The organism is Citrobacter sp. Cpa228 (assembly GCF_030333085.1).
Classification (GTDB): domain Bacteria; phylum Pseudomonadota; class Gammaproteobacteria; order Enterobacterales; family Enterobacteriaceae; genus Citrobacter; species Citrobacter pasteurii.
Genome location: NZ_JAOWGQ010000054.1, coordinates 156,380 through 174,431, shown reverse-complemented (window position 1 = coordinate 174,431; position 18,052 = coordinate 156,380). Strand labels below are relative to the sequence as shown.

Here is an 18,052-nt window from a genome sequence, read left to right as displayed (position 1 = left end):
TCAGCTGCATAGGGAGAATAAAATGAGCATTATTAAAGAGTTTCGCGAATTCGCGATGCGCGGGAATGTTGTCGATTTGGCAGTGGGTGTCATTATTGGTGCGGCATTCGGTAAGATTGTTTCATCGCTGGTTGCCGATATCATCATGCCGCCGCTGGGATTGTTAATTGGTGGGATCGATTTTAAACAGTTTGCTTTGACATTACGCGATGCGCAGGGAGACATCCCGGCTGTCGTTATGCATTACGGTGTATTTATTCAGAACGTATTTGATTTCATTATTGTGGCGTTTGCTATCTTTATGGCAATCAAACTGATCAACAAACTGAACCGTAAAAAAGCGGAAGAGCCGGCTGCACCGCCAGCTCCCTCGAAAGAAGAAGTATTGCTGAGTGAAATTCGTGACCTGCTGAAAGAACAGAATAATCGTTCTTAAACGCTCACTGAAACAAGAAGGCCAGTGGTAAAAAAGTGATTCACTTTCTTGCCACTGGCCTCCCAGTTACCCCGATTGCCATGTTTACCTTTACGCAGGTAACTACCTTTCCCTTTTTTATTTTTCTCAACTCGCTGCCTGAACAGTGGATCATGCAGTAGCGCCTCAATGGCGTTGTCCTTTATCTGCCCTTTGGTGTGCTGATAACGACTCATAATATCTCCAGTTTGTAATAATTTACGCCGCGAGTGTAGACCTGACCGTTCAATAAATCAACAGCCTGATGTTGTTCCGCTGGCGCCTTGTTCAAGAGCTTCAAGGATAGAGCAGTAAACGCTGCTATGTGCCTTTCCACAGCATGCATCATTCAATCGCTGCAACGATCGTTGCATCGTTTGAAGTTCGGCTATACGGGCTTCGACTTCCTGCAATCTTTCCTGAACAATCCCTTTTGATTCCTGGCAGGTATGGTGCTCTGGGTCGACACGGATCGAAAGTAATTCACGGATAGACTCAAGCGTAAAGCCTAGCTGTCTCGCGTAACGAATAAACTTCAGCCGTTGCAGATCGCTTTCTGTATAGAGGCGAAACCCACCTTCTGTACGTATTTCATGTTCCATCATCTGCTGCTTTTCATAGTAGCGGATAGTATCAGGCGTCACGTCAGCCAGTTTCGCTAATTCTCCAATACGGTACATGCTCTCTCCGCTAATCGTCATTGATCTTCTGTAGCAGCTTATCTGCATATTCACCGTGTAAAAACTCGGTGCTGACTCCAGCCTGTCGGAGTTTGAGTTCCAGTAGTGACAGTCTTCGACTTACCTCCTGATAACCAGGATCATCTTTGCGGATCCCTGCGAGTAATTCAAGCAGCTGTATTGCCTCTCTGCGCTGCTCAAGCTCAGGAGGAAGACAGCCTGCATTTTTTAATAAACGGAATCCGGCTCGCAGTTCCGGCGGAACATGGGAATCGTCATCAAGAACCAACGGCTCACCTGCACCAGGCAAACCATCAAACTCACCTTTAGACTGTGCATCAATAATATGCCGCTCTGCCCACTGGTCCAGTAACCACATACAACACTCCAGGGGATGAACAAAAAGAATACAGATATTGTAGATAAGTGGGGATATGACGGATATAAAAAAACCCGCCGAGGCGGGTTTTTTTACGTTACTACAGATTACTCTGCAGCAGCTTCTGTTTTCTCTGAACGATCAACCAGCTCGATGTATGCCATCGGCGCGTTGTCGCCTGCACGGAAACCACACTTCAGAATGCGAGTGTAACCACCGGCGCGGCTCGCGAAACGCGGGCCCAGTTCGTTAAACAGTTTTGCCACGATCTCGTTATCACGAGTGCGGGCGAATGCCAGACGACGATTAGCTACGCTATCAGTCTTGGCAAGAGTAATCAGCGGCTCAACTACGCGACGCAGCTCTTTCGCTTTCGGCAGAGTCGTCTTGATGATTTCATGACGAACCAGTGAACCTGCCATATTGCGGAACATAGCCTGGCGATGGCTGCTGTTGCGGTTCAGTTGACGACCACTCTTACGATGGCGCATGACCTTATCCTTCTCAGTAAAACCTTAACCTGTGATCCGGTTACTCGTCAGCGATGCTTGCCGGTGGCCAGTTTTCCAGGCGCATGCCCAGAGACAGTCCACGGGAAGCCAGCACGTCTTTAATCTCAGTAAGAGATTTTTTACCAAGGTTAGGCGTCTTAAGAAGCTCAACCTCAGTACGCTGTACCAGATCACCGATATAGTGGATAGCTTCTGCTTTGAGGCAGTTAGCAGAGCGGACAGTCAATTCCAGATCGTCAACAGGGCGCAGCAGGATCGGATCGAATTCTGGTTTCTCTTCTTTAACTTCCGGCTGACGAACATCACGTAAGTCAACGAAAGCTTCAAGTTGTTCAGCCAGAATGGTTGCCGCACGACGAATCGCCTCTTCAGGATCGATTGTGCCGTTGGTTTCCATTTCGATGACCAGCTTGTCCAGGTCGGTACGCTGTTCTACACGCGCTGCTTCAACATTGTAGGCAATACGCTCTACAGGGCTGTAGCATGCGTCGACCAGCAGACGGCCGATTGGGCGCTCATCTTCTTCCGAATGAATTCGGGTAGAAGCCGGCACATAACCACGACCGCGCTGAACTTTGATGCGCATGCTAATAGATGCGTTCTCATCGGTCAGGTGGCAGATCACGTGCTGTGGCTTGACGATTTCGACATCCCCATCATGGGTAATGTCGGCTGCAGTCACAGGGCCAATGCCAGATTTATTCAAGGTAAGAATAACGTCATCTTTACCCTGAACTCTCACCGCCAGCCCTTTCAGGTTGAGCAGGATTTCCAGGATATCTTCCTGAACGCCTTCTTTGGTGCTGTACTCATGTAGTACACCATCAATCTCAACCTCGGTCACCGCGCAACCCGGCATCGATGAGAGCAGAATACGGCGCAGTGCGTTACCCAAAGTATGGCCAAAGCCACGCTCTAAAGGCTCAAGGGTCACCTTGGCGTGCGTCGAACTCACTTGCTCGATATCTACCAGGCGCGGTTTTAGAAACTCTGTCACAGAACCCTGCATTGTGTCCTCTCTTTGGTACTAAGCTTTACTTGGAGTAAAGCTCGACGATCAGGTGTTCGTTAATGTCCGCAGACAGATCAGAACGCTCCGGCTTACGCTTGAACGTACCTTCCATCTTGCCAGCATCAACTTCCAGCCAGGTTGGCTTTTCACGCTGCTCAGCCAGCTCCAGAGCGGCTTTCACGCGAGACTGCTTCTTCGCTTTCTCACGAATGCTAACAACGTCATTCGGACTAACCTGATAAGAAGCGATGTTAACAACACGACCGTTTACCATAATTGCTTTATGGCTGACCAGCTGACGTGCTTCTGCACGAGTGGCACCGAAGCCCATACGGTATACAACGTTGTCCAGACGACCTTCCAGCAGACCCAGCAGGTTTTCACCGGTGTTGCCTTTCAGACGTGCTGCTTCTTTGTAGTAGTTACGGAACTGACGCTCCAGCACACCGTAGATACGGCGAACTTTTTGCTTTTCACGCAACTGCACACCATAGTCAGACAGACGCGGTTTACGCGCACCGTGCTGGCCAGGAGCTTGTTCAATTTTACACTTGGTATCGATCGCGCGAACGCCAGACTTAAGGAATAAGTCAGTGCCCTCACGACGGCTCAGCTTGAGCTTAGGACCCAAATATCTTGCCATTTTCTTTCTCCAACAATCCTAGAAACGACAGCGTTATACGCGACGTTTTTTCGGCGGACGACAACCGTTATGAGGGATCGGAGTCACATCAGTAATATTAGTGATGCGGAAACCAGCGGCGTTCAGAGCACGAACAGTAGATTCGCGACCTGGACCCGGTCCTTTGACCATAACTTCCAGATTCTTGATACCGTATTCTTTTACGGCTTCAGCGCAACGCTCTGCTGCAACCTGAGCTGCAAACGGAGTGGATTTGCGAGAACCACGGAAACCGGAACCACCGGCTGTTGCCCAACCCAGTGCGTTACCCTGACGATCAGTAATGGTAACGATGGTGTTGTTAAAAGAAGCATGGATATGAGCCACGCCGTCAGAGACTTGTTTTCTTACACGTTTACGTGCACGAATTGGTGCCTTTGCCATTATTCAATCACCCCGATTATTTCTTGATCGGTTTGCGCGGACCCTTACGGGTACGTGCGTTGGTCTTGGTACGCTGACCGCGAACCGGGAGACCACGACGATGACGCAAACCGCGATAGCAACCAAGATCCATAAGGCGCTTGATGCTCATGCTAACTTCACGGCGCAGATCACCTTCAACGACAAATTTGGCAACTTCGTCACGCAGCGTGTCGATTTGTTCTTCAGACAGCTCACTGATCTTAACATCTTCAGCGATACCCGCGGCAGCCAGAATGGCTTTAGAACGGGTCTTGCCGACGCCGTAGATCGAAGTTAATGCGATCACAGCATGTTTCTGATCAGGAATGTTAATGCCTGCTATACGGGCCACTATGCACTCCTACTATTTAATATGTACGCACCATGCTGAAAAGCCCGTTTTCAGGATACTCAAATGGAAACGCACAGACATACAAAAGATTGGCTGGCTAATCTAGCCAGCTCAACCCAACTTTGCAAGAAAAATATGCGAATAAATCAGCCTTGGCGCTGTTTATGCTTCGGCTCGGCACTGCAAATCACACGGATGACACCATCACGCTTAACGATTTTGCAGTTACGGCATAATTTCTTGACGGAAGCACGAACTTTCATTTTTACTCTCCGTAACTTCTCGGGCGACTGTTAACGGCCGTAGCCTTTCAGATTCGCCTTCTTCAATGCAGACTCGTACTGACTTGACATCATCAGAGTTTGCACTTGAGCCATAAAGTCCATAATCACGACAACAACGATAAGCAGTGAGGTCCCACCGAAGTAGAACGGTACTTTCATTGCATCACGCATGAACTCCGGGATCAGGCAGATAAAGGTAATGTAGAGCGCACCAACCAAAGTCAGGCGGGTCATTACTTTATCGATATACTTCGCCGTTTGCTCTCCCGGACGAATTCCTGGTACAAATGCACCGGACTTCTTCAGGTTATCTGCTGTTTCACGCGGGTTGAAAACCAACGCCGTGTAGAAGAAACAGAAGAATATGATTGCAGACGCATAGAGTAACACATAAAGCGGTTGCCCAGGCTGCAAATACAGCGAAATTGTTGTCAGCCAGTTCCAACCAGTCCCGCCCCCGAACCATGACGCGATGGTCGCCGGGAACAGAATAATACTGGAAGCGAAGATTGCCGGGATTACCCCCGCCATATTCACTTTCAGCGGTAAATGTGTGCTCTGTGCAGCATAGACACGACGACCTTGCTGACGTTTCGCGTAGTTTACCACAATGCGGCGTTGACCACGCTCAACAAATACAACAAAGAACGTCACTGCGAATACTAATACTGCAACCAACAGCAACACGAGGAAGTGCAGGTCGCCTTGACGCGCTTGCTCGATAGTATGGGCAATGGCTGGCGGGAGTCCCGCGACAATACCGGCGAAGATAATGATTGAGATACCGTTGCCGATACCACGTTCAGTAATCTGTTCACCCAACCACATCAGGAACATCGTCCCTGTAACCAGACTTACAACAGCGGTGAAATAGAATGCAAAGCCTGGGTTCATCACCAGGCCCTGCATACCAGGCATATTCGGCAGACCGGTAGCAATACCGATCGACTGGAATATAGCCAGCACCAGAGTACCGTAGCGGGTGTACTGGCTGATCTTACGACGACCAGACTCCCCTTCTTTCTTAATTTCTGCCAGCGTTGGATGAACCACCGTCAGCAACTGGATAATGATCGACGCCGAAATATACGGCATGATCCCCAGAGCAAAGATAGAAGCACGGCTGAGTGCACCACCAGAGAACATGTTAAACATTTCAATGATGGTGCCTCGCTGTTGCTCAAGCAGTTTGGCAAGTACAGCGGCATCAATACCAGGGATCGGAATGAAAGAGCCAATACGGAACACAATCAGCGCGCCGATTACAAACAGCAGTCTGCGTTTCAGCTCGCCTAAGCCACCTTTGGCACTTTGAAAATCTAATCCCGGTTGTTTAGCCATCTGCTACTTATTCCTCGATTTTACCGCCAGCAGCTTCGATAGCAGCACGAGCGCCTTTAGTAACACGCAGGCCACGAACAGTTACCGGAGTAGTGACTTCACCAGCCAGGATCACTTTCGCGAACTCGATCTGGATACCGATAATGTTAGCTGCTTTCAGCGTGTTCAGGTCTACAACACCGCCTTCAACTTTAGCCAGGTCAGACAGACGAACTTCGGCTGTAATCGCTGCTTTACGTGAAGTGAAGCCGAATTTCGGCAGACGACGGTACAGAGGCATCTGACCACCCTCGAAACCGCGACGTACGCCACCGCCAGAACGAGACTTCTGACCTTTGTGACCACGACCACCGGTTTTACCGAGGCCAGAACCGATACCACGACCCAGGCGGCGAGCCGCTTTTTTAGAGCCTTCGGCCGGAGACAGAGTATTTAAACGCATCTCTTACTCCTCAACTTTAACCATGAAGGAAACCGCGTTGACCATACCACGAACAGCAGGAGTATCCTCGCGCTCTACGGTGTGACCAATACGACGCAGACCCAGGCCAAGCAGCGTTGCCTTGTGTTTCGGCAGACGACCGATTGCACTGCGGGTTTGAGTAATTTTAATAGTCTTTGCCATGGTTTATTTCCCCAGAATTTCTTCAACGGATTTACCACGCTTGGCAGCGACCATTTCCGGAGATTTCATATTTTCCAGACCATCGATAGTTGCACGAACCACGTTAATCGGGTTAGTGGAACCATACGCTTTAGCCAGAACGTTACGAACTCCGGCGACTTCCAGAACGGCGCGCATTGCACCACCGGCGATGATACCGGTACCTTCGGAAGCCGGCTGCATGAATACACGAGAACCCGTGTGAGTACCCTTAACCGGGTGCTGCAGGGTGCCGTGGTTCAGCGCGACGTTAATCATATTGCGACGGGCTTTTTCCATCGCTTTCTGGATCGCTGCTGGAACTTCACGCGCTTTACCGTAACCAAAACCAACGCGACCGTTACCATCACCAACTACAGTCAGAGCTGTGAAGGAGAAAATACGACCACCTTTAACGGTTTTAGATACGCGGTTAACCGCGATCAGCTTTTCCTGCAGTTCGCCAGCTTGTTTTTCGATGTGAGCCATCTTACACCTCTACCTTAGAACTGAAGGCCAGCTTCACGGGCAGCATCTGCCAGTGCCTGGACACGACCATGATATTGGAACCCGGAACGGTCAAAAGAAACATCTTTGATGCCTTTTTCCAGAGCGCGTTCAGCAACAGCTTTACCTACAGCTGCAGCAGCGTCTTTGTTACCGGTGTACTTCAATTGTTCAGCGATAGCTTTTTCTACAGTAGAAGCAGCTACCAGAACTTCAGAACCGTTCGGTGCAATTACCTGTGCGTAAATATGACGCGGGGTACGATGTACCACCAGGCGAGTTGCACCCAGCTCCTGGAGCTTGCGGCGTGCGCGGGTCGCACGACGGATACGAGCAGATTTCTTATCCATAGTGTTACCTTACTTCTTCTTAGCCTCTTTGGTACGCACGACTTCGTCGGCGTAACGAACACCCTTGCCTTTATAAGGCTCAGGACGACGGTAGGCGCGCAGATCTGCTGCAACCTGACCGATCAGCTGTTTATCAGCGCCTTTCAGCACGATCTCAGTCTGAGTCGGACATTCTGCAGTGATTCCCGCAGGCAGCTGATGGTCAACGGGGTGAGAGAAACCTAAAGCCAGGTTTACTACATTCCCTTTAACCGCTGCACGATAACCTACACCAACCAGCTGAAGCTTCTTAGTGAAGCCTTCGGTAACACCGACAACCATTGCATTCAGCAGGGCACGCGCGGTGCCAGCCTGAGCCCATCCATCTGCGTAACCATCACGCGGACCGAAGGTCAGTGCATTATCTGCATGATTTACTGCAACAGCATCGTTGAGAGTACGAGTCAGCTCGCCGTTTTTACCTTTGATCGTAATAACCTGACCGTTGATTTTTACATCAACGCCGGCAGGAATAACGACCGGTGCTTTAGCAACACGAGACATTTTTTCCTCCGATTAGGCTACGTAGCAGATAATTTCGCCACCAAGACCAGCCTGGCGCGCTGCACGATCAGTCATAACACCTTTAGAGGTAGAAACAACTGCGATACCCATGCCAGCCATAACTTTCGGCAGCTCGTCTTTACGCTTATAAATGCGCAGACCTGGGCGACTGACACGCTGAATGCTTTCTACAACAGCTTTACCCTGGAAATACTTGAGAGTAAGTTCCAGTTCCGGCTTGGTGTCGCCTTCAACTTTAAAATCTTCAATAAAACCTTCTTCCTTCAGCACGTTGGCAATTGCCACTTTCAGCTTGGAGGAAGGCATGGTGACCGCAGCTTTATTCGCGGCCTGACCGTTACGGATACGGGTCAGCATATCCGCGATCGGATCTTGCATGCTCATCTGTCTTTACTCCCGTGATTCAATTGGTAATTACCAGCTAGCCTTTTTCAAGCCTGGTACTTCACCGCGCATGGCGGCTTCACGCAGTTTGATACGGCTCAACCCGAACTTGCCCACATAGCCATGCGGACGACCTGTTTGACGGCAGCGGTTACGCTGACGGGACGGGCTGGAATCACGCGGCAGAGACTGCAGCTTGAGAACTGCGTTCCAACGATCTTCGTCGGTCGCGTTCACATCAGAGATAATAGCTTTCAGTTCAGCGCGTTTTGCGAAGTACTTATCAGCTAAAGCTACGCGCTTTACTTCGCGTGCTTTCATTGATTGCTTAGCCATTCAGTAACCCTACCTTACTTGCGGAACGGGAAGTCAAAGGCAGCCAGCAGAGCACGGCCTTCTTCGTCAGATTTCGCAGTAGTGGTAATGGTAATATCCAAACCACGCACGCGGTCGACTTTATCGTAGTCGATTTCTGGGAAGATGATCTGCTCACGGACACCCATGCTGTAGTTACCACGACCGTCGAAAGACTTAGCGGACAAGCCACGGAAGTCACGGATACGTGGAACAGCAATAGTGATCAGGCGCTCAAAGAACTCCCACATGCGTTCGCCACGCAGAGTTACTTTACAGCCGATCGGATAGCCCTGACGGATTTTGAAGCCTGCAACTGATTTGCGTGCTTTGGTGATCAGCGGTTTTTGACCGGAGATTGCTGTCAGGTCAGCTGCTGCGTTATCCAGCAGTTTCTTGTCAGCGATCGCTTCACCAACACCCATGTTCAGGGTGATCTTCTCGACCCGAGGGACTTGCATGACAGAATTGTAGTTAAACTCAGTCATGAGTTTAGCGACTACTTCGTCTTTGTAGTAATCATGCAGTTTCGCCATCGTACTACTCCAAATTACTTGATAGTTTCGCTGTTAGATTTGAAGAAACGGACTTTTTTGCCGTCTTCGAATCTAAAGCCTACACGGTCAGCCTTGCCGGTTGCCGCGTTGAAGATAGCAAGGTTAGAGATCTGAATAGCTGCTTCTTTCTCTACGATGCCGCCTGGTTGGTTCAGGGCCGGAACCGGCTTCTGATGTTTCTTAACCAGGTTGATACCTTCAACAATGACCTTGCCGGAAGACAGGACATTCTTAACTTTACCGCGTTTACCTTTATCTTTACCGGTTAACACGATAACTTCGTCATCACGACGGATCTTCGCTGCCATGATTCGCTCCTTAGAGTACTTCTGGTGCCAGAGAGATAATTTTCATGAACTTCTCGTTACGAAGTTCACGAGTTACCGGCCCAAAAATACGCGTACCGATAGGTTGCTCGCTGTTATTGTTTAAAATAACGCATGCATTACCATCGAAGCGAATGACAGAACCGTCCGGGCGACGAACACCCTTCTTGGTGCGCACCACTACCGCCTTCAGCACATCACCTTTTTTGACCTTACCACGCGGAATTGCTTCCTTGATGGTGATCTTGATGATATCGCCGACGCCTGCGTAGCGACGGTGCGAGCCACCCAGAACCTTGATACACATTACGCGACGTGCACCGGAGTTGTCGGCGACGTTCAGCATAGTCTGTTCTTGGATCATTTTAGTGCTCCGCTAATGTCAACTACTACTGAGACCCGAAAATCAGGTCGTTAAAAAAGCCCCATATCGGGGGCGCGGCATTATAACACCGCTTCAACGATATGGGTAGAAAAAATAAACGGCTCATCGCTGAGCCGTTTATTCGTTGAGAATGCCTACTGTATTACAGAACGGCTTTCTCTACAACGCGAACCAGCGTCCAGGACTTAGTCTTGGACAGCGGACGGCATTCGCGGATTTCAACCACGTCACCAGTACCGCATTCGTTGTTCTCGTCATGTACGTGCAGTTTGGTCGTACGCTTAATGAATTTACCGTAGATCGGGTGTTTCACAAAACGTTCGATAGCAACAACGATGGATTTCTCCATTTTATCGCTAACAACGCGACCTTGCAGAGTACGGATTTTATCGGTCATTACGCACCCGCCTTCTCAGTCAGTAAAGTCTTAACGCGTGCGACGTCACGACGCACTTGCTTCAACAGGTGAGACTGTTGCAGCTGGCCACTTGCAGCCTGCATACGCAGGTTGAACTGCTCACGCAGCAGATTCAGCAGCTCGGTGTTCAGCTCTTCAACACTCTTCTCACGCAGCTCTTTTGCTTTCATTACATCACCGTCTTAGTTACAAAGGTGGTTTTAATCGGCAGTTTCGCTGCTGCCAGCTTGAATGCTTCACGGGCCAGCTCTTCCGGTACGCCGTCCATTTCATACAGGACTTTACCCGGCTGAATCAAGGCAACCCAATACTCCACGTTACCTTTACCTTTACCCATACGCACTGCCAGCGGCTTTTCAGTGATCGGTTTGTCCGGGAATACACGGATCCAGATCTTACCTTGACGCTTAACTGCACGGGTCATAGCACGACGTGCTGCTTCGATCTGACGGGCAGTCAGACGACCACGGCCAACAGCTTTCAGACCGAAGCTGCCGAAGCTAACATCCGCGCCAGCAGCCAGACCGCGGTTACGGCCTTTGTGCATTTTACGGAATTTTGTACGCTTTGGTTGTAACATCAGCGACGCTCCTTATTTACGGCCTTTACGCTGCTGCTTTTTAGGTTGCGCAGCCGGTTTTTCCGGTTGTTCAACAGCAGCCATACCACCCAGGATCTCGCCTTTGAAGATCCACACTTTAACGCCGATTACACCGTAAGTGGTGTGCGCTTCAGAGGTGTTGTAGTCGATGTCAGCACGCAGAGTGTGCAGAGGTACGCGACCTTCGCGGTACCATTCGGTACGTGCGATTTCCGCGCCGCCCAGACGGCCGCTAACTTCAACTTTGATACCTTTAGCGCCCAGACGCATTGCGTTCTGTACGGCACGCTTCATAGCACGACGGAACATAACGCGACGTTCCAGCTGAGAAGTGATGCTGTCAGCAACCAATTTTGCGTCCAGTTCAGGCTTACGCACTTCGGCGATATTGATCTGAGCAGGAACGCCAGCAATATCCGCTACGACTTTGCGCAGTTTTTCTACGTCTTCGCCTTTCTTACCGATAACGATACCCGGGCGAGCGGTGTGAATGGTCACACGGATGCTCTTAGCCGGACGCTCGATAACGATACGAGATACAGACGCTTTAGCCAGTTCCTTAGTCAGGTACTGACGTACTTTAAAATCGCTGTCCAGGTTGTCAGCGAATTCTTTGGTGTTCGCAAACCAGGTTGAGTTCCATGGTTTTACAATACCCAGGCGAATACCATTAGGATGTACTTTCTGACCCATTGCTAGTCTCCAGAGTCTCAGCGATCGGACACAACCACAGTAATGTGGCTGGTGCGCTTCAGGATGCGATCTGCACGACCTTTTGCACGCGGCATAATGCGCTTCATGCTCGGGCCTTCGTCTACGAAAATTTTCGTAACTTTCAGATCGTCAATGTCAGCGCCATCGTTGTGTTCAGCGTTAGCAATGGCAGATTCCAGGACTTTCTTAACCAATACAGCCGCTTTCTTATTGGTGTAGGTCAGAATATCCAGAGCCTGCGACACTTTCTTACCGCGAATCAGGTCTGCAACAAGGCGAACCTTCTGAGCAGAAGAACGAGCATGGCGATGTTGAGCTAAAGTTTCCATCTCTTCCTCCTACCTTATTTCTTCTTCGCTTTTTTATCAGCAGCGTGGCCGCGATAAGTACGAGTCGGTGCGAATTCACCCAGTTTGTGACCGACCATTTCGTCGGAAACAAATACCGGAACGTGCTGACGACCATTATGGACAGCGATGGTCAAACCGATCATGTTAGGAAAGATCGTTGAACGACGGGACCAAGTGCGCAGGGGCTTCTTGTCTCCGCTTTCCACCGCTTTCTCTACCTTCTTCAGCAAGTGCAGGTCAATAAAAGGACCTTTCTTGAGAGAACGTGGCATGGCTTATCCTCTAAAATTATTTGCTACGGCGACGTACGATGAATTTATCAGTACGCTTGTTGCTGCGGGTCTTCTTACCTTTGGTCTGAACGCCCCACGGAGTTACCGGGTGCTTACCAAAGTTACGACCTTCACCACCACCATGTGGGTGATCGACTGGGTTCATCGCAGTACCGCGAACGGTAGGACGAACACCACGCCAGCGTGCAGCACCTGCTTTACCCAGAACGCGCAGCATATGCTCTGCATTGCCAACTTCGCCCAGAGTCGCACGGCAATCTGCTTCGACTTTACGCATTTCACCAGAACGCAGACGCAGGGTGACATAAGCACCATCACGAGCAACGATCTGAACGTAAGTACCAGCGGAACGTGCCAGCTGACCGCCTTTACCTGGTTTCATTTCTACGTTATGAACGGTAGAACCAACCGGGATATTGCGCATCGGCAGGGTGTTACCTGCTTTGATTGCAGCATCAACGCCAGATTGAATCTGGTCGCCAGCTTTCAGGCCTTTAGGGGCCAGAATGTAACGGCGTTCACCGTCTTTGTACAGAACCAGCGCGATGTTCGCGGAGCGGTTCGGATCGTACTCAAGACGTTCAACAACTGCCGGGATACCGTCTTTGTTGCGTTTGAAGTCAACAATACGATAAGCCTGCTTGTGACCACCACCGATGTGACGAGTGGTGATGCGGCCATTGTTGTTACGACCACCGGATTTGCTGTTTTTTTCAACCAGCGGAGCAAAAGGTTTGCCCTTGTGCAGCTCTGGGTTGACCACTTTAACAACGTGGCGACGACCCGGAGATGTCGGTTTACATTTAACAACTGCCATTGTATTACTCCTCCGACTTACTCAGCGCCGCCGACGAAGTCCAGATTCTGGCCTTCCTTCAGGGTGACGTAAGCTTTTTTCCAGTCGCTACGACGACCGATACGCTGTCCGTGACGTTTAACTTTCCCTTTAACTACCAGGGTGTTAACGACTTCGACTTCGACTTCAAACAGTTTCTGCACAGCAGCTTTGATTTCTGCTTTAGTCGCGTCTTTAGCAACTTTGAGAACGATGGTGTTAGTTTTTTCCATCGCAGTAGACGCTTTTTCAGAAACGTGCGGTGCGCGCAGCACTTTCAGCAGACGTTCTTCACGAATCATGCCAGCATCTCCTCAACTTGCTTAACAGCATCAGCAGTCATTACGACTTTGTCGAAGGCGATCAGGCTAACCGGGTCGATACCCGTTGCATCGCGAACGTCAACCTTGTGCAGGTTACGTGCTGCGAGGAACAGATTTTCGTCCAGCTCACCGGTGATGATCAGCACATCTTCCAGAGCCATGTCTTTCAGTTTCTGTGCCAGCAGCTTAGTTTTAGGCGCTTCAACAGAGAATGATTCGACAACGATCAGACGATCCTGACGTACCAGTTCGGACAGAATGCTTTTCAGCGCGCCGCGGTACATCTTTTTGTTAACTTTTTGACTGTGGTCCTGTGGACGAGCAGCGAAGGTCACGCCACCTGAACGCCAGATCGGGCTCTTGATAGAACCTGAACGCGCACGGCCGGTACCTTTCTGGCGCCACGGCTTTTTGCCTGAACCAGTTACTTCAGCACGAGTCTTCTGAGCACGAGTACCCTGACGAGCACCAGCTGCATAAGCAACAACAACCTGGTGAACCAGCGCTTCGTTGAAATCACGACCGAAGGTAGTTTCGGAAACAGTCAGCGCGCTCTGCGCGTCTTTCAATACTAATTCCATTGCTATCCCCTTACGCCTTCACAGCTGGTTTAACGATCAGGTCGCAACCGGTCGCACCCGGAACACCACCTTTAACCAGCAGCAGGTTGCGCTCAGCGTCAACACGTACTACGTCCAGGCTCTGAACGGTTACACGTTCGTTGCCCAGCTGACCTGCCATTTTCTTGCCTTTGAACACTTTGCCCGGAGTCTGGTTCTGACCGATAGAACCCGGAACGCGGTGAGACAAGGAGTTACCGTGAGTAGCGTCCTGGGTACGGAAGTTCCAGCGCTTAACGGTACCAGCGAAACCTTTACCTTTAGAGGTACCGGTTACGTCAACTTTTTTAACGTCAGCAAACAGTTCAACGCTAATGTTCTGACCAACGGTGTATTCTTCACCATCTGCCAGACGGAACTCCCACAGGCCACGGCCAGCTTCTACGCCAGCTTTAGCAAAGTGGCCAGCTTCCGGCTTAGTTACGCGGTTAGCTTTTTTAGCACCGGTGGTAACCTGAACAGCGCGATAGCCATCGTTAGCCAGATCTTTAACCTGAGTAACGCGGTTTGCTTCAACTTCGATAACGGTTACTGGGATAGATACGCCATCTTCAGTGAAGATGCGGGTCATACCCACTTTTTTACCGACTAAACCAATCATTGTATCAACCTCTCAATCGCTCGATGACCTGATTAACCCAGGCTGATCTGCACGTCTACACCGGCAGCCAGGTCCAGACGCATCAGAGCATCAACGGTTTTTTCAGTTGGCTCAACGATGTCAACCAGACGCTTGTGAGTACGAATCTCGTACTGATCACGCGCGTCTTTGTTAACGTGCGGGGAGATCAGAACGGTGAAACGCTCTTTGCGGGTCGGCAGCGGGATCGGACCACGAACCTGCGCACCAGTGCGCTTGGCAGTCTCGACGATTTCCGCGGTTGATTGATCGATCAGACGATGATCAAACGCTTTCAAACGGATACGGATTCTTTGGTTCTGCATGAGACCAGAGCTCCAATTATTTTATAGACGAAATAGTTACTCCTCAAACCCATTACGATTGATGGGAGAGTGTAACCGTTCTTACAGAGTTCCCCAATTGGGAACATTGTCAGATAGTCAAATCGACTATCAGTGGTCCTGATTGAACCAGCCGTCAATTAAGACAAGCCCGCGCATTATACGTAAATCTCAGCCTGACGCAAGTGCCGTGTAGAAATTAATCACTCTTACGCAGATGCGAGTGCTGTTCCACTCTGATTGTATTCACTTTCACGCGGCGAAAATTCTCTGGAAAGACGTCAGCAAAATGGATATTCGGGCATTGTGCAGCTAGCGCGACTTGCCTGAGAGTTACATCTTTCTCGCACCGGATTGAGACATGAATACTGAACTTCCCTTTTTGCTGATTTATATCTCTCTATCCGGACTGCTTGGGGTTCAGGATTTGCGTACTGGGCTATTGCCCGACAAATTCACCTGCCCTCTTCTCTGGAGTGGTCTTCTTTTTCATCAATGTTGCAACCCCACACAGTTGTCCGATGCACTTTGGGGTGCCATTGCAGGGTATGGTGTATTTTCTCTCTTCTATTGGGGATACCGCCTGGCATGGCACCAGGAAGGATTAGGCTATGGGGACGTAAAATTTCTCGCCGCACTTGGCGCGTGGCATCGATGGGACTCATTACCTCTGTTGATCTTACTTGCCGCCGGACTGGCTTGCTGCATAACAGGCGTAGCATTTATGACGCATGGAAAAAAGAAATTAAAAAACCCGCTGCATTTTGGGCCATATCTGGCGGCTGCGGGTTTTGTTGTTGGCTGGCTAAATCTGATACAGGGAGGTTAGTCGCTGACCTTAATTTGCGATTGCAGATAGTTTTGCAATCCAAGTTTTCCAATCAGATCCAACTCCGTTTCGAGCCAATCGATATGCCCTTCTTCTTCAGTCAGGATCTCAATCATCATGTCCCGACTAACATAGTCATGAACGCTATCGGCATAAGCAATGGCTTCGCGCAAATCTTTAGCGCCATCGAGTTCGAGTCGAAGATCGGATTGCAGCATCTCTTCAACGTCTTCGCCTATACCCAACTTACCGAGGTCCTGTAAGTTTGGCAGCCCTTCCAGAAATAAAATACGCTCGATATATTTATCAGCGTGTTTCATCTCATCTATTGATTCATGGTACTCAACATCATTGAGGCGAGTCAGTCCCCAGTTTTTAAACATACGAGCATGGAGAAAATACTGGTTGATTGCGACAAGCTCATTTCCCAATAGTTTATTGAGATAATTTATGATTTTAACATCACCTTTCATTTTATAGTCCCTCCGCTTCCACTCTTAGAGCGTAGATGGGGCTACAGGGATGTCAAAAAAAAGAGTGTGACTTAGGCGATCTCTTTAAATTCTGGCATTTGAGTTAATTCATCCTGCATGACTTCACGCGCAGCACGAATGCACTTACCACATTGATTTCCAACAGGAATAAACTTACGTAATTGCTGAAAGGACTGAGGATGAAACTGGCGAACAGCCTGGCGAATTTTTTTATCACTTATCGCATTACACAAACAAACGTACATGATCGCTCCCGTTCAATTTCTGCGCAAAGTGTAAATGAGAATGGTTATGATTACAATAGCACAACGCTATTTACGCGATGGAAGAATGAACAAAAAATGCGAACAAATATGACAACGGTTAAATCACAGGTAGCAAAAAGGGCGCCTAAGCGCCCTTTTTAAGCTCAAAGCTAATTAAGCAATAATTAGCTCATTACTTTAGCAACAACGCCCGCGCCAACGGTACGGCCGCCTTCACGGATTGCGAAACGCAGACCGTCATCCATCGCGATCGGGTGGATCAGGGTAACAACCATTTTGATGTTGTCGCCCGGCATTACCATCTCTACGCCTTCCGGCAGTTCGATGGTACCAGTCACGTCAGTAGTACGGAAGTAGAACTGCGGACGGTAGCCTTTGAAGAACGGAGTATGACGGCCGCCTTCGTCTTTGGACAGAATGTACACTTCAGATTCGAACTTGGTGTGCGGCTTGATAGAGCCCGGCTTAGCCAGTACCTGACCACGTTCGATTTCTTCACGTTTGATACCACGCAGCAGAACACCAACGTTCTCACCAGCACGGCCTTCGTCCAGCAGTTTGCGGAACATTTCAACGCCAGTACAGGTAGACTTGGCAGTCTCTTTGATACCAACGATTTCAACTTCTTCACCAACTTTGATGATACCGCGTTCTACACGACCGGTAACAACGGTACCACGACCGGAGATGGAGAATACGTCTTCGATTGGCAGCAGGAACGGCTTATCGATAGCACGTTCTGGTTCCGGGATGTAAGAATCCAGGAAGCCAGCCAGTTCGATGATTTTCGCTTCCCACTCTGCTTCGCCTTCCAGCGCTTTCAGAGCAGAACCACGAACGATCGGCGTGTCATCGCCCGGGAAATCGTACTGAGACAGAAGTTCACGAACTTCCATTTCTACCAGTTCCAGCAGCTCTTCGTCATCAACCATGTCGCATTTGTTCAGGAACACGATGATGTACGGAACGCCTACCTGACGACCCAGCAGGATGTGCTCACGAGTCTGCGGCATCGGGCCGTCAGTCGCAGCAACAACCAGGATCGCGCCGTCCATCTGCGCAGCACCGGTGATCATGTTTTTAACATAGTCGGCGTGGCCCGGGCAGTCTACGTGCGCGTAGTGGCGAGTCGGGGTGTCATATTCAACGTGAGAAGTGTTGATGGTGATACCACG

General features: G+C 49.8%; 36 protein-coding genes. 2 read left to right on the top strand and 34 right to left on the bottom strand.

All coding sequences use genetic code 11. The features are described from left to right. The first annotated feature begins 22 nt into the window (after window positions 1-22). Window positions 23-436: a large-conductance mechanosensitive channel protein MscL gene (mscL, locus tag OGX91_RS18525; protein WP_003031152.1), complete on the top strand. Its 414-nt coding sequence runs from the start codon at window positions 23-25 to the stop codon at window positions 434-436. Here mscL and arfA read toward each other — a convergent pair. From arfA to rpsJ, 31 genes are all read right to left on the bottom strand, one after another. After that, window positions 433-651 carry an alternative ribosome-rescue factor ArfA gene (gene arfA, locus OGX91_RS18520; RefSeq protein ID WP_040232015.1) on the bottom strand — a complete coding sequence of 73 codons (219 nt, stop codon included), beginning with the start codon at window positions 649-651 and terminating at the stop codon, window positions 433-435. The genes mscL and arfA overlap by 4 nt on opposite strands. A gap of 57 nt (window positions 652-708) precedes the next feature. Continuing rightward, window positions 709-1,134, bottom strand: a complete 426-nt coding sequence (gene zntR, locus OGX91_RS18515) for a Zn(2+)-responsive transcriptional regulator (RefSeq protein ID WP_005134075.1) — start codon at window positions 1,132-1,134, stop codon at window positions 709-711. 10 nt (window positions 1,135-1,144) lie between these two features. Continuing rightward, the gene (locus OGX91_RS18510; RefSeq protein ID WP_040232014.1) at window positions 1,145-1,513 is read right to left on the bottom strand and encodes a DnaJ family domain-containing protein; all 369 of its coding nucleotides are present in this window, start codon (window positions 1,511-1,513) and stop codon (window positions 1,145-1,147) included. Window positions 1,514-1,620: 107 nt separating this feature from the next. Beyond that, window positions 1,621-2,004, bottom strand: a complete 384-nt coding sequence (gene rplQ / locus OGX91_RS18505; protein WP_001216370.1) for a 50S ribosomal protein L17 — start codon at window positions 2,002-2,004, stop codon at window positions 1,621-1,623. A 40-nt stretch (window positions 2,005-2,044) separates the two neighbouring features. Further along, entirely contained in the window at window positions 2,045-3,034 is a 990-nt protein-coding gene (locus tag OGX91_RS18500; protein WP_003031139.1) for a DNA-directed RNA polymerase subunit alpha, read from the bottom strand. A 25-nt stretch (window positions 3,035-3,059) separates the two neighbouring features. After that, a complete protein-coding gene (rpsD, locus tag OGX91_RS18495) occupies window positions 3,060-3,680 on the bottom strand; it encodes a 30S ribosomal protein S4 (protein WP_003031138.1) in 621 nt (206 codons plus the stop codon). Window positions 3,681-3,713: 33 nt separating this feature from the next. After that, complete coding sequence (gene rpsK / locus OGX91_RS18490; protein ID WP_003031137.1) at window positions 3,714-4,103, bottom strand: 30S ribosomal protein S11; 390 nt, start codon at window positions 4,101-4,103, stop codon at window positions 3,714-3,716. Between the two features lie 16 nt (window positions 4,104-4,119). Then, window positions 4,120-4,476: a 30S ribosomal protein S13 gene (gene rpsM / locus OGX91_RS18485; RefSeq protein ID WP_003031135.1), complete on the bottom strand. Its 357-nt coding sequence runs from the start codon at window positions 4,474-4,476 to the stop codon at window positions 4,120-4,122. A gap of 146 nt (window positions 4,477-4,622) precedes the next feature. Then, window positions 4,623-4,739 (bottom strand): 50S ribosomal protein L36, encoded by a 117-nt coding sequence (gene rpmJ, locus OGX91_RS18480; protein ID WP_000868187.1) that lies wholly within the window; start codon window positions 4,737-4,739, stop codon window positions 4,623-4,625. Between the two features lie 30 nt (window positions 4,740-4,769). Beyond that, complete coding sequence (gene secY / locus OGX91_RS18475) at window positions 4,770-6,101, bottom strand: preprotein translocase subunit SecY (RefSeq protein WP_001118864.1); 1,332 nt, start codon at window positions 6,099-6,101, stop codon at window positions 4,770-4,772. Window positions 6,102-6,108: 7 nt separating this feature from the next. Then, window positions 6,109-6,543, bottom strand: a complete 435-nt coding sequence (rplO, locus tag OGX91_RS18470) for a 50S ribosomal protein L15 (protein ID WP_003031132.1) — start codon at window positions 6,541-6,543, stop codon at window positions 6,109-6,111. A gap of 3 nt (window positions 6,544-6,546) precedes the next feature. Continuing rightward, window positions 6,547-6,726, bottom strand: a complete 180-nt coding sequence (gene rpmD / locus OGX91_RS18465) for a 50S ribosomal protein L30 (protein ID WP_001140434.1) — start codon at window positions 6,724-6,726, stop codon at window positions 6,547-6,549. 3 nt (window positions 6,727-6,729) lie between these two features. After that, window positions 6,730-7,233, bottom strand: a complete 504-nt coding sequence (gene rpsE / locus OGX91_RS18460; RefSeq protein ID WP_003031131.1) for a 30S ribosomal protein S5 — start codon at window positions 7,231-7,233, stop codon at window positions 6,730-6,732. Between the two features lie 14 nt (window positions 7,234-7,247). Beyond that, window positions 7,248-7,601, bottom strand: coding sequence for a 50S ribosomal protein L18 (gene rplR / locus OGX91_RS18455; protein WP_000358960.1), 354 nt, complete (start codon window positions 7,599-7,601; stop codon window positions 7,248-7,250). Between the two features lie 9 nt (window positions 7,602-7,610). Next, window positions 7,611-8,144 carry a 50S ribosomal protein L6 gene (gene rplF / locus OGX91_RS18450; protein ID WP_006687355.1) on the bottom strand — a complete coding sequence of 178 codons (534 nt, stop codon included), beginning with the start codon at window positions 8,142-8,144 and terminating at the stop codon, window positions 7,611-7,613. Window positions 8,145-8,156: 12 nt separating this feature from the next. Next, window positions 8,157-8,549 (bottom strand): 30S ribosomal protein S8, encoded by a 393-nt coding sequence (rpsH, locus tag OGX91_RS18445; protein ID WP_003031127.1) that lies wholly within the window; start codon window positions 8,547-8,549, stop codon window positions 8,157-8,159. 30 nt (window positions 8,550-8,579) lie between these two features. Continuing rightward, window positions 8,580-8,885, bottom strand: coding sequence for a 30S ribosomal protein S14 (rpsN, locus tag OGX91_RS18440; RefSeq protein WP_003031125.1), 306 nt, complete (start codon window positions 8,883-8,885; stop codon window positions 8,580-8,582). Window positions 8,886-8,899: 14 nt separating this feature from the next. Continuing rightward, window positions 8,900-9,439: a 50S ribosomal protein L5 gene (gene rplE / locus OGX91_RS18435; protein WP_003031123.1), complete on the bottom strand. Its 540-nt coding sequence runs from the start codon at window positions 9,437-9,439 to the stop codon at window positions 8,900-8,902. Window positions 9,440-9,453: 14 nt separating this feature from the next. After that, complete coding sequence (rplX, locus tag OGX91_RS18430) at window positions 9,454-9,768, bottom strand: 50S ribosomal protein L24 (RefSeq protein WP_003031122.1); 315 nt, start codon at window positions 9,766-9,768, stop codon at window positions 9,454-9,456. Window positions 9,769-9,778: 10 nt separating this feature from the next. After that, window positions 9,779-10,150, bottom strand: coding sequence for a 50S ribosomal protein L14 (gene rplN / locus OGX91_RS18425; protein WP_000613954.1), 372 nt, complete (start codon window positions 10,148-10,150; stop codon window positions 9,779-9,781). Window positions 10,151-10,313: 163 nt separating this feature from the next. After that, the gene (gene rpsQ, locus OGX91_RS18420; RefSeq protein WP_003031120.1) at window positions 10,314-10,568 is read right to left on the bottom strand and encodes a 30S ribosomal protein S17; all 255 of its coding nucleotides are present in this window, start codon (window positions 10,566-10,568) and stop codon (window positions 10,314-10,316) included. Then, on the bottom strand, window positions 10,568-10,759 hold the full coding sequence (gene rpmC / locus OGX91_RS18415) for a 50S ribosomal protein L29 (protein WP_000644742.1): 192 nt from the start codon (window positions 10,757-10,759) through the stop codon (window positions 10,568-10,570). Before rpmC ends, rpsQ begins: the two co-directional genes overlap by 1 nt. Beyond that, a complete protein-coding gene (gene rplP / locus OGX91_RS18410) occupies window positions 10,759-11,169 on the bottom strand; it encodes a 50S ribosomal protein L16 (RefSeq protein WP_000941208.1) in 411 nt (136 codons plus the stop codon). Before rplP ends, rpmC begins: the two co-directional genes overlap by 1 nt. A 12-nt stretch (window positions 11,170-11,181) precedes the next feature. After that, window positions 11,182-11,883, bottom strand: a complete 702-nt coding sequence (rpsC, locus tag OGX91_RS18405; RefSeq protein ID WP_000529945.1) for a 30S ribosomal protein S3 — start codon at window positions 11,881-11,883, stop codon at window positions 11,182-11,184. A 17-nt stretch (window positions 11,884-11,900) separates the two neighbouring features. Further along, window positions 11,901-12,233 carry a 50S ribosomal protein L22 gene (gene rplV, locus OGX91_RS18400; RefSeq protein ID WP_000448832.1) on the bottom strand — a complete coding sequence of 111 codons (333 nt, stop codon included), beginning with the start codon at window positions 12,231-12,233 and terminating at the stop codon, window positions 11,901-11,903. A gap of 14 nt (window positions 12,234-12,247) precedes the next feature. Next, entirely contained in the window at window positions 12,248-12,526 is a 279-nt protein-coding gene (gene rpsS, locus OGX91_RS18395) for a 30S ribosomal protein S19 (protein WP_001138115.1), read from the bottom strand. Window positions 12,527-12,542: 16 nt separating this feature from the next. Next, complete coding sequence (gene rplB / locus OGX91_RS18390; protein WP_000301869.1) at window positions 12,543-13,364, bottom strand: 50S ribosomal protein L2; 822 nt, start codon at window positions 13,362-13,364, stop codon at window positions 12,543-12,545. A gap of 17 nt (window positions 13,365-13,381) precedes the next feature. Further along, complete coding sequence (gene rplW, locus OGX91_RS18385) at window positions 13,382-13,684, bottom strand: 50S ribosomal protein L23 (protein ID WP_000617546.1); 303 nt, start codon at window positions 13,682-13,684, stop codon at window positions 13,382-13,384. Beyond that, window positions 13,681-14,286, bottom strand: a complete 606-nt coding sequence (gene rplD / locus OGX91_RS18380) for a 50S ribosomal protein L4 (RefSeq protein WP_003031119.1) — start codon at window positions 14,284-14,286, stop codon at window positions 13,681-13,683. The genes rplW and rplD overlap by 4 nt, the downstream gene beginning before the upstream one ends. A 10-nt stretch (window positions 14,287-14,296) precedes the next feature. Continuing rightward, entirely contained in the window at window positions 14,297-14,926 is a 630-nt protein-coding gene (rplC, locus tag OGX91_RS18375) for a 50S ribosomal protein L3 (RefSeq protein ID WP_003031117.1), read from the bottom strand. 32 nt (window positions 14,927-14,958) lie between these two features. Further along, entirely contained in the window at window positions 14,959-15,270 is a 312-nt protein-coding gene (gene rpsJ, locus OGX91_RS18370; RefSeq protein WP_001181005.1) for a 30S ribosomal protein S10, read from the bottom strand. A 379-nt stretch (window positions 15,271-15,649) separates the two neighbouring features. Between rpsJ and OGX91_RS18365 the strand changes: the two genes are divergently transcribed. Further along, window positions 15,650-16,117, top strand: a complete 468-nt coding sequence (locus OGX91_RS18365; RefSeq protein ID WP_286627132.1) for a prepilin peptidase — start codon at window positions 15,650-15,652, stop codon at window positions 16,115-16,117. Here OGX91_RS18365 and bfr read toward each other — a convergent pair. From bfr to tuf, 3 genes are all read right to left on the bottom strand, one after another. Further along, window positions 16,114-16,590: a bacterioferritin gene (bfr, locus tag OGX91_RS18360; RefSeq protein WP_040232010.1), complete on the bottom strand. Its 477-nt coding sequence runs from the start codon at window positions 16,588-16,590 to the stop codon at window positions 16,114-16,116. The two genes, OGX91_RS18365 and bfr, sit on opposite strands and share 4 nt — an antisense overlap. A 71-nt stretch (window positions 16,591-16,661) precedes the next feature. After that, window positions 16,662-16,856, bottom strand: coding sequence for a bacterioferritin-associated ferredoxin (gene bfd, locus OGX91_RS18355; RefSeq protein ID WP_003031111.1), 195 nt, complete (start codon window positions 16,854-16,856; stop codon window positions 16,662-16,664). A gap of 185 nt (window positions 16,857-17,041) precedes the next feature. Then, a partial coding sequence (tuf, locus tag OGX91_RS18350; RefSeq protein WP_127674166.1) for an elongation factor Tu occupies window positions 17,042-18,052 on the bottom strand: 1,011 nt, incomplete at its 5' end.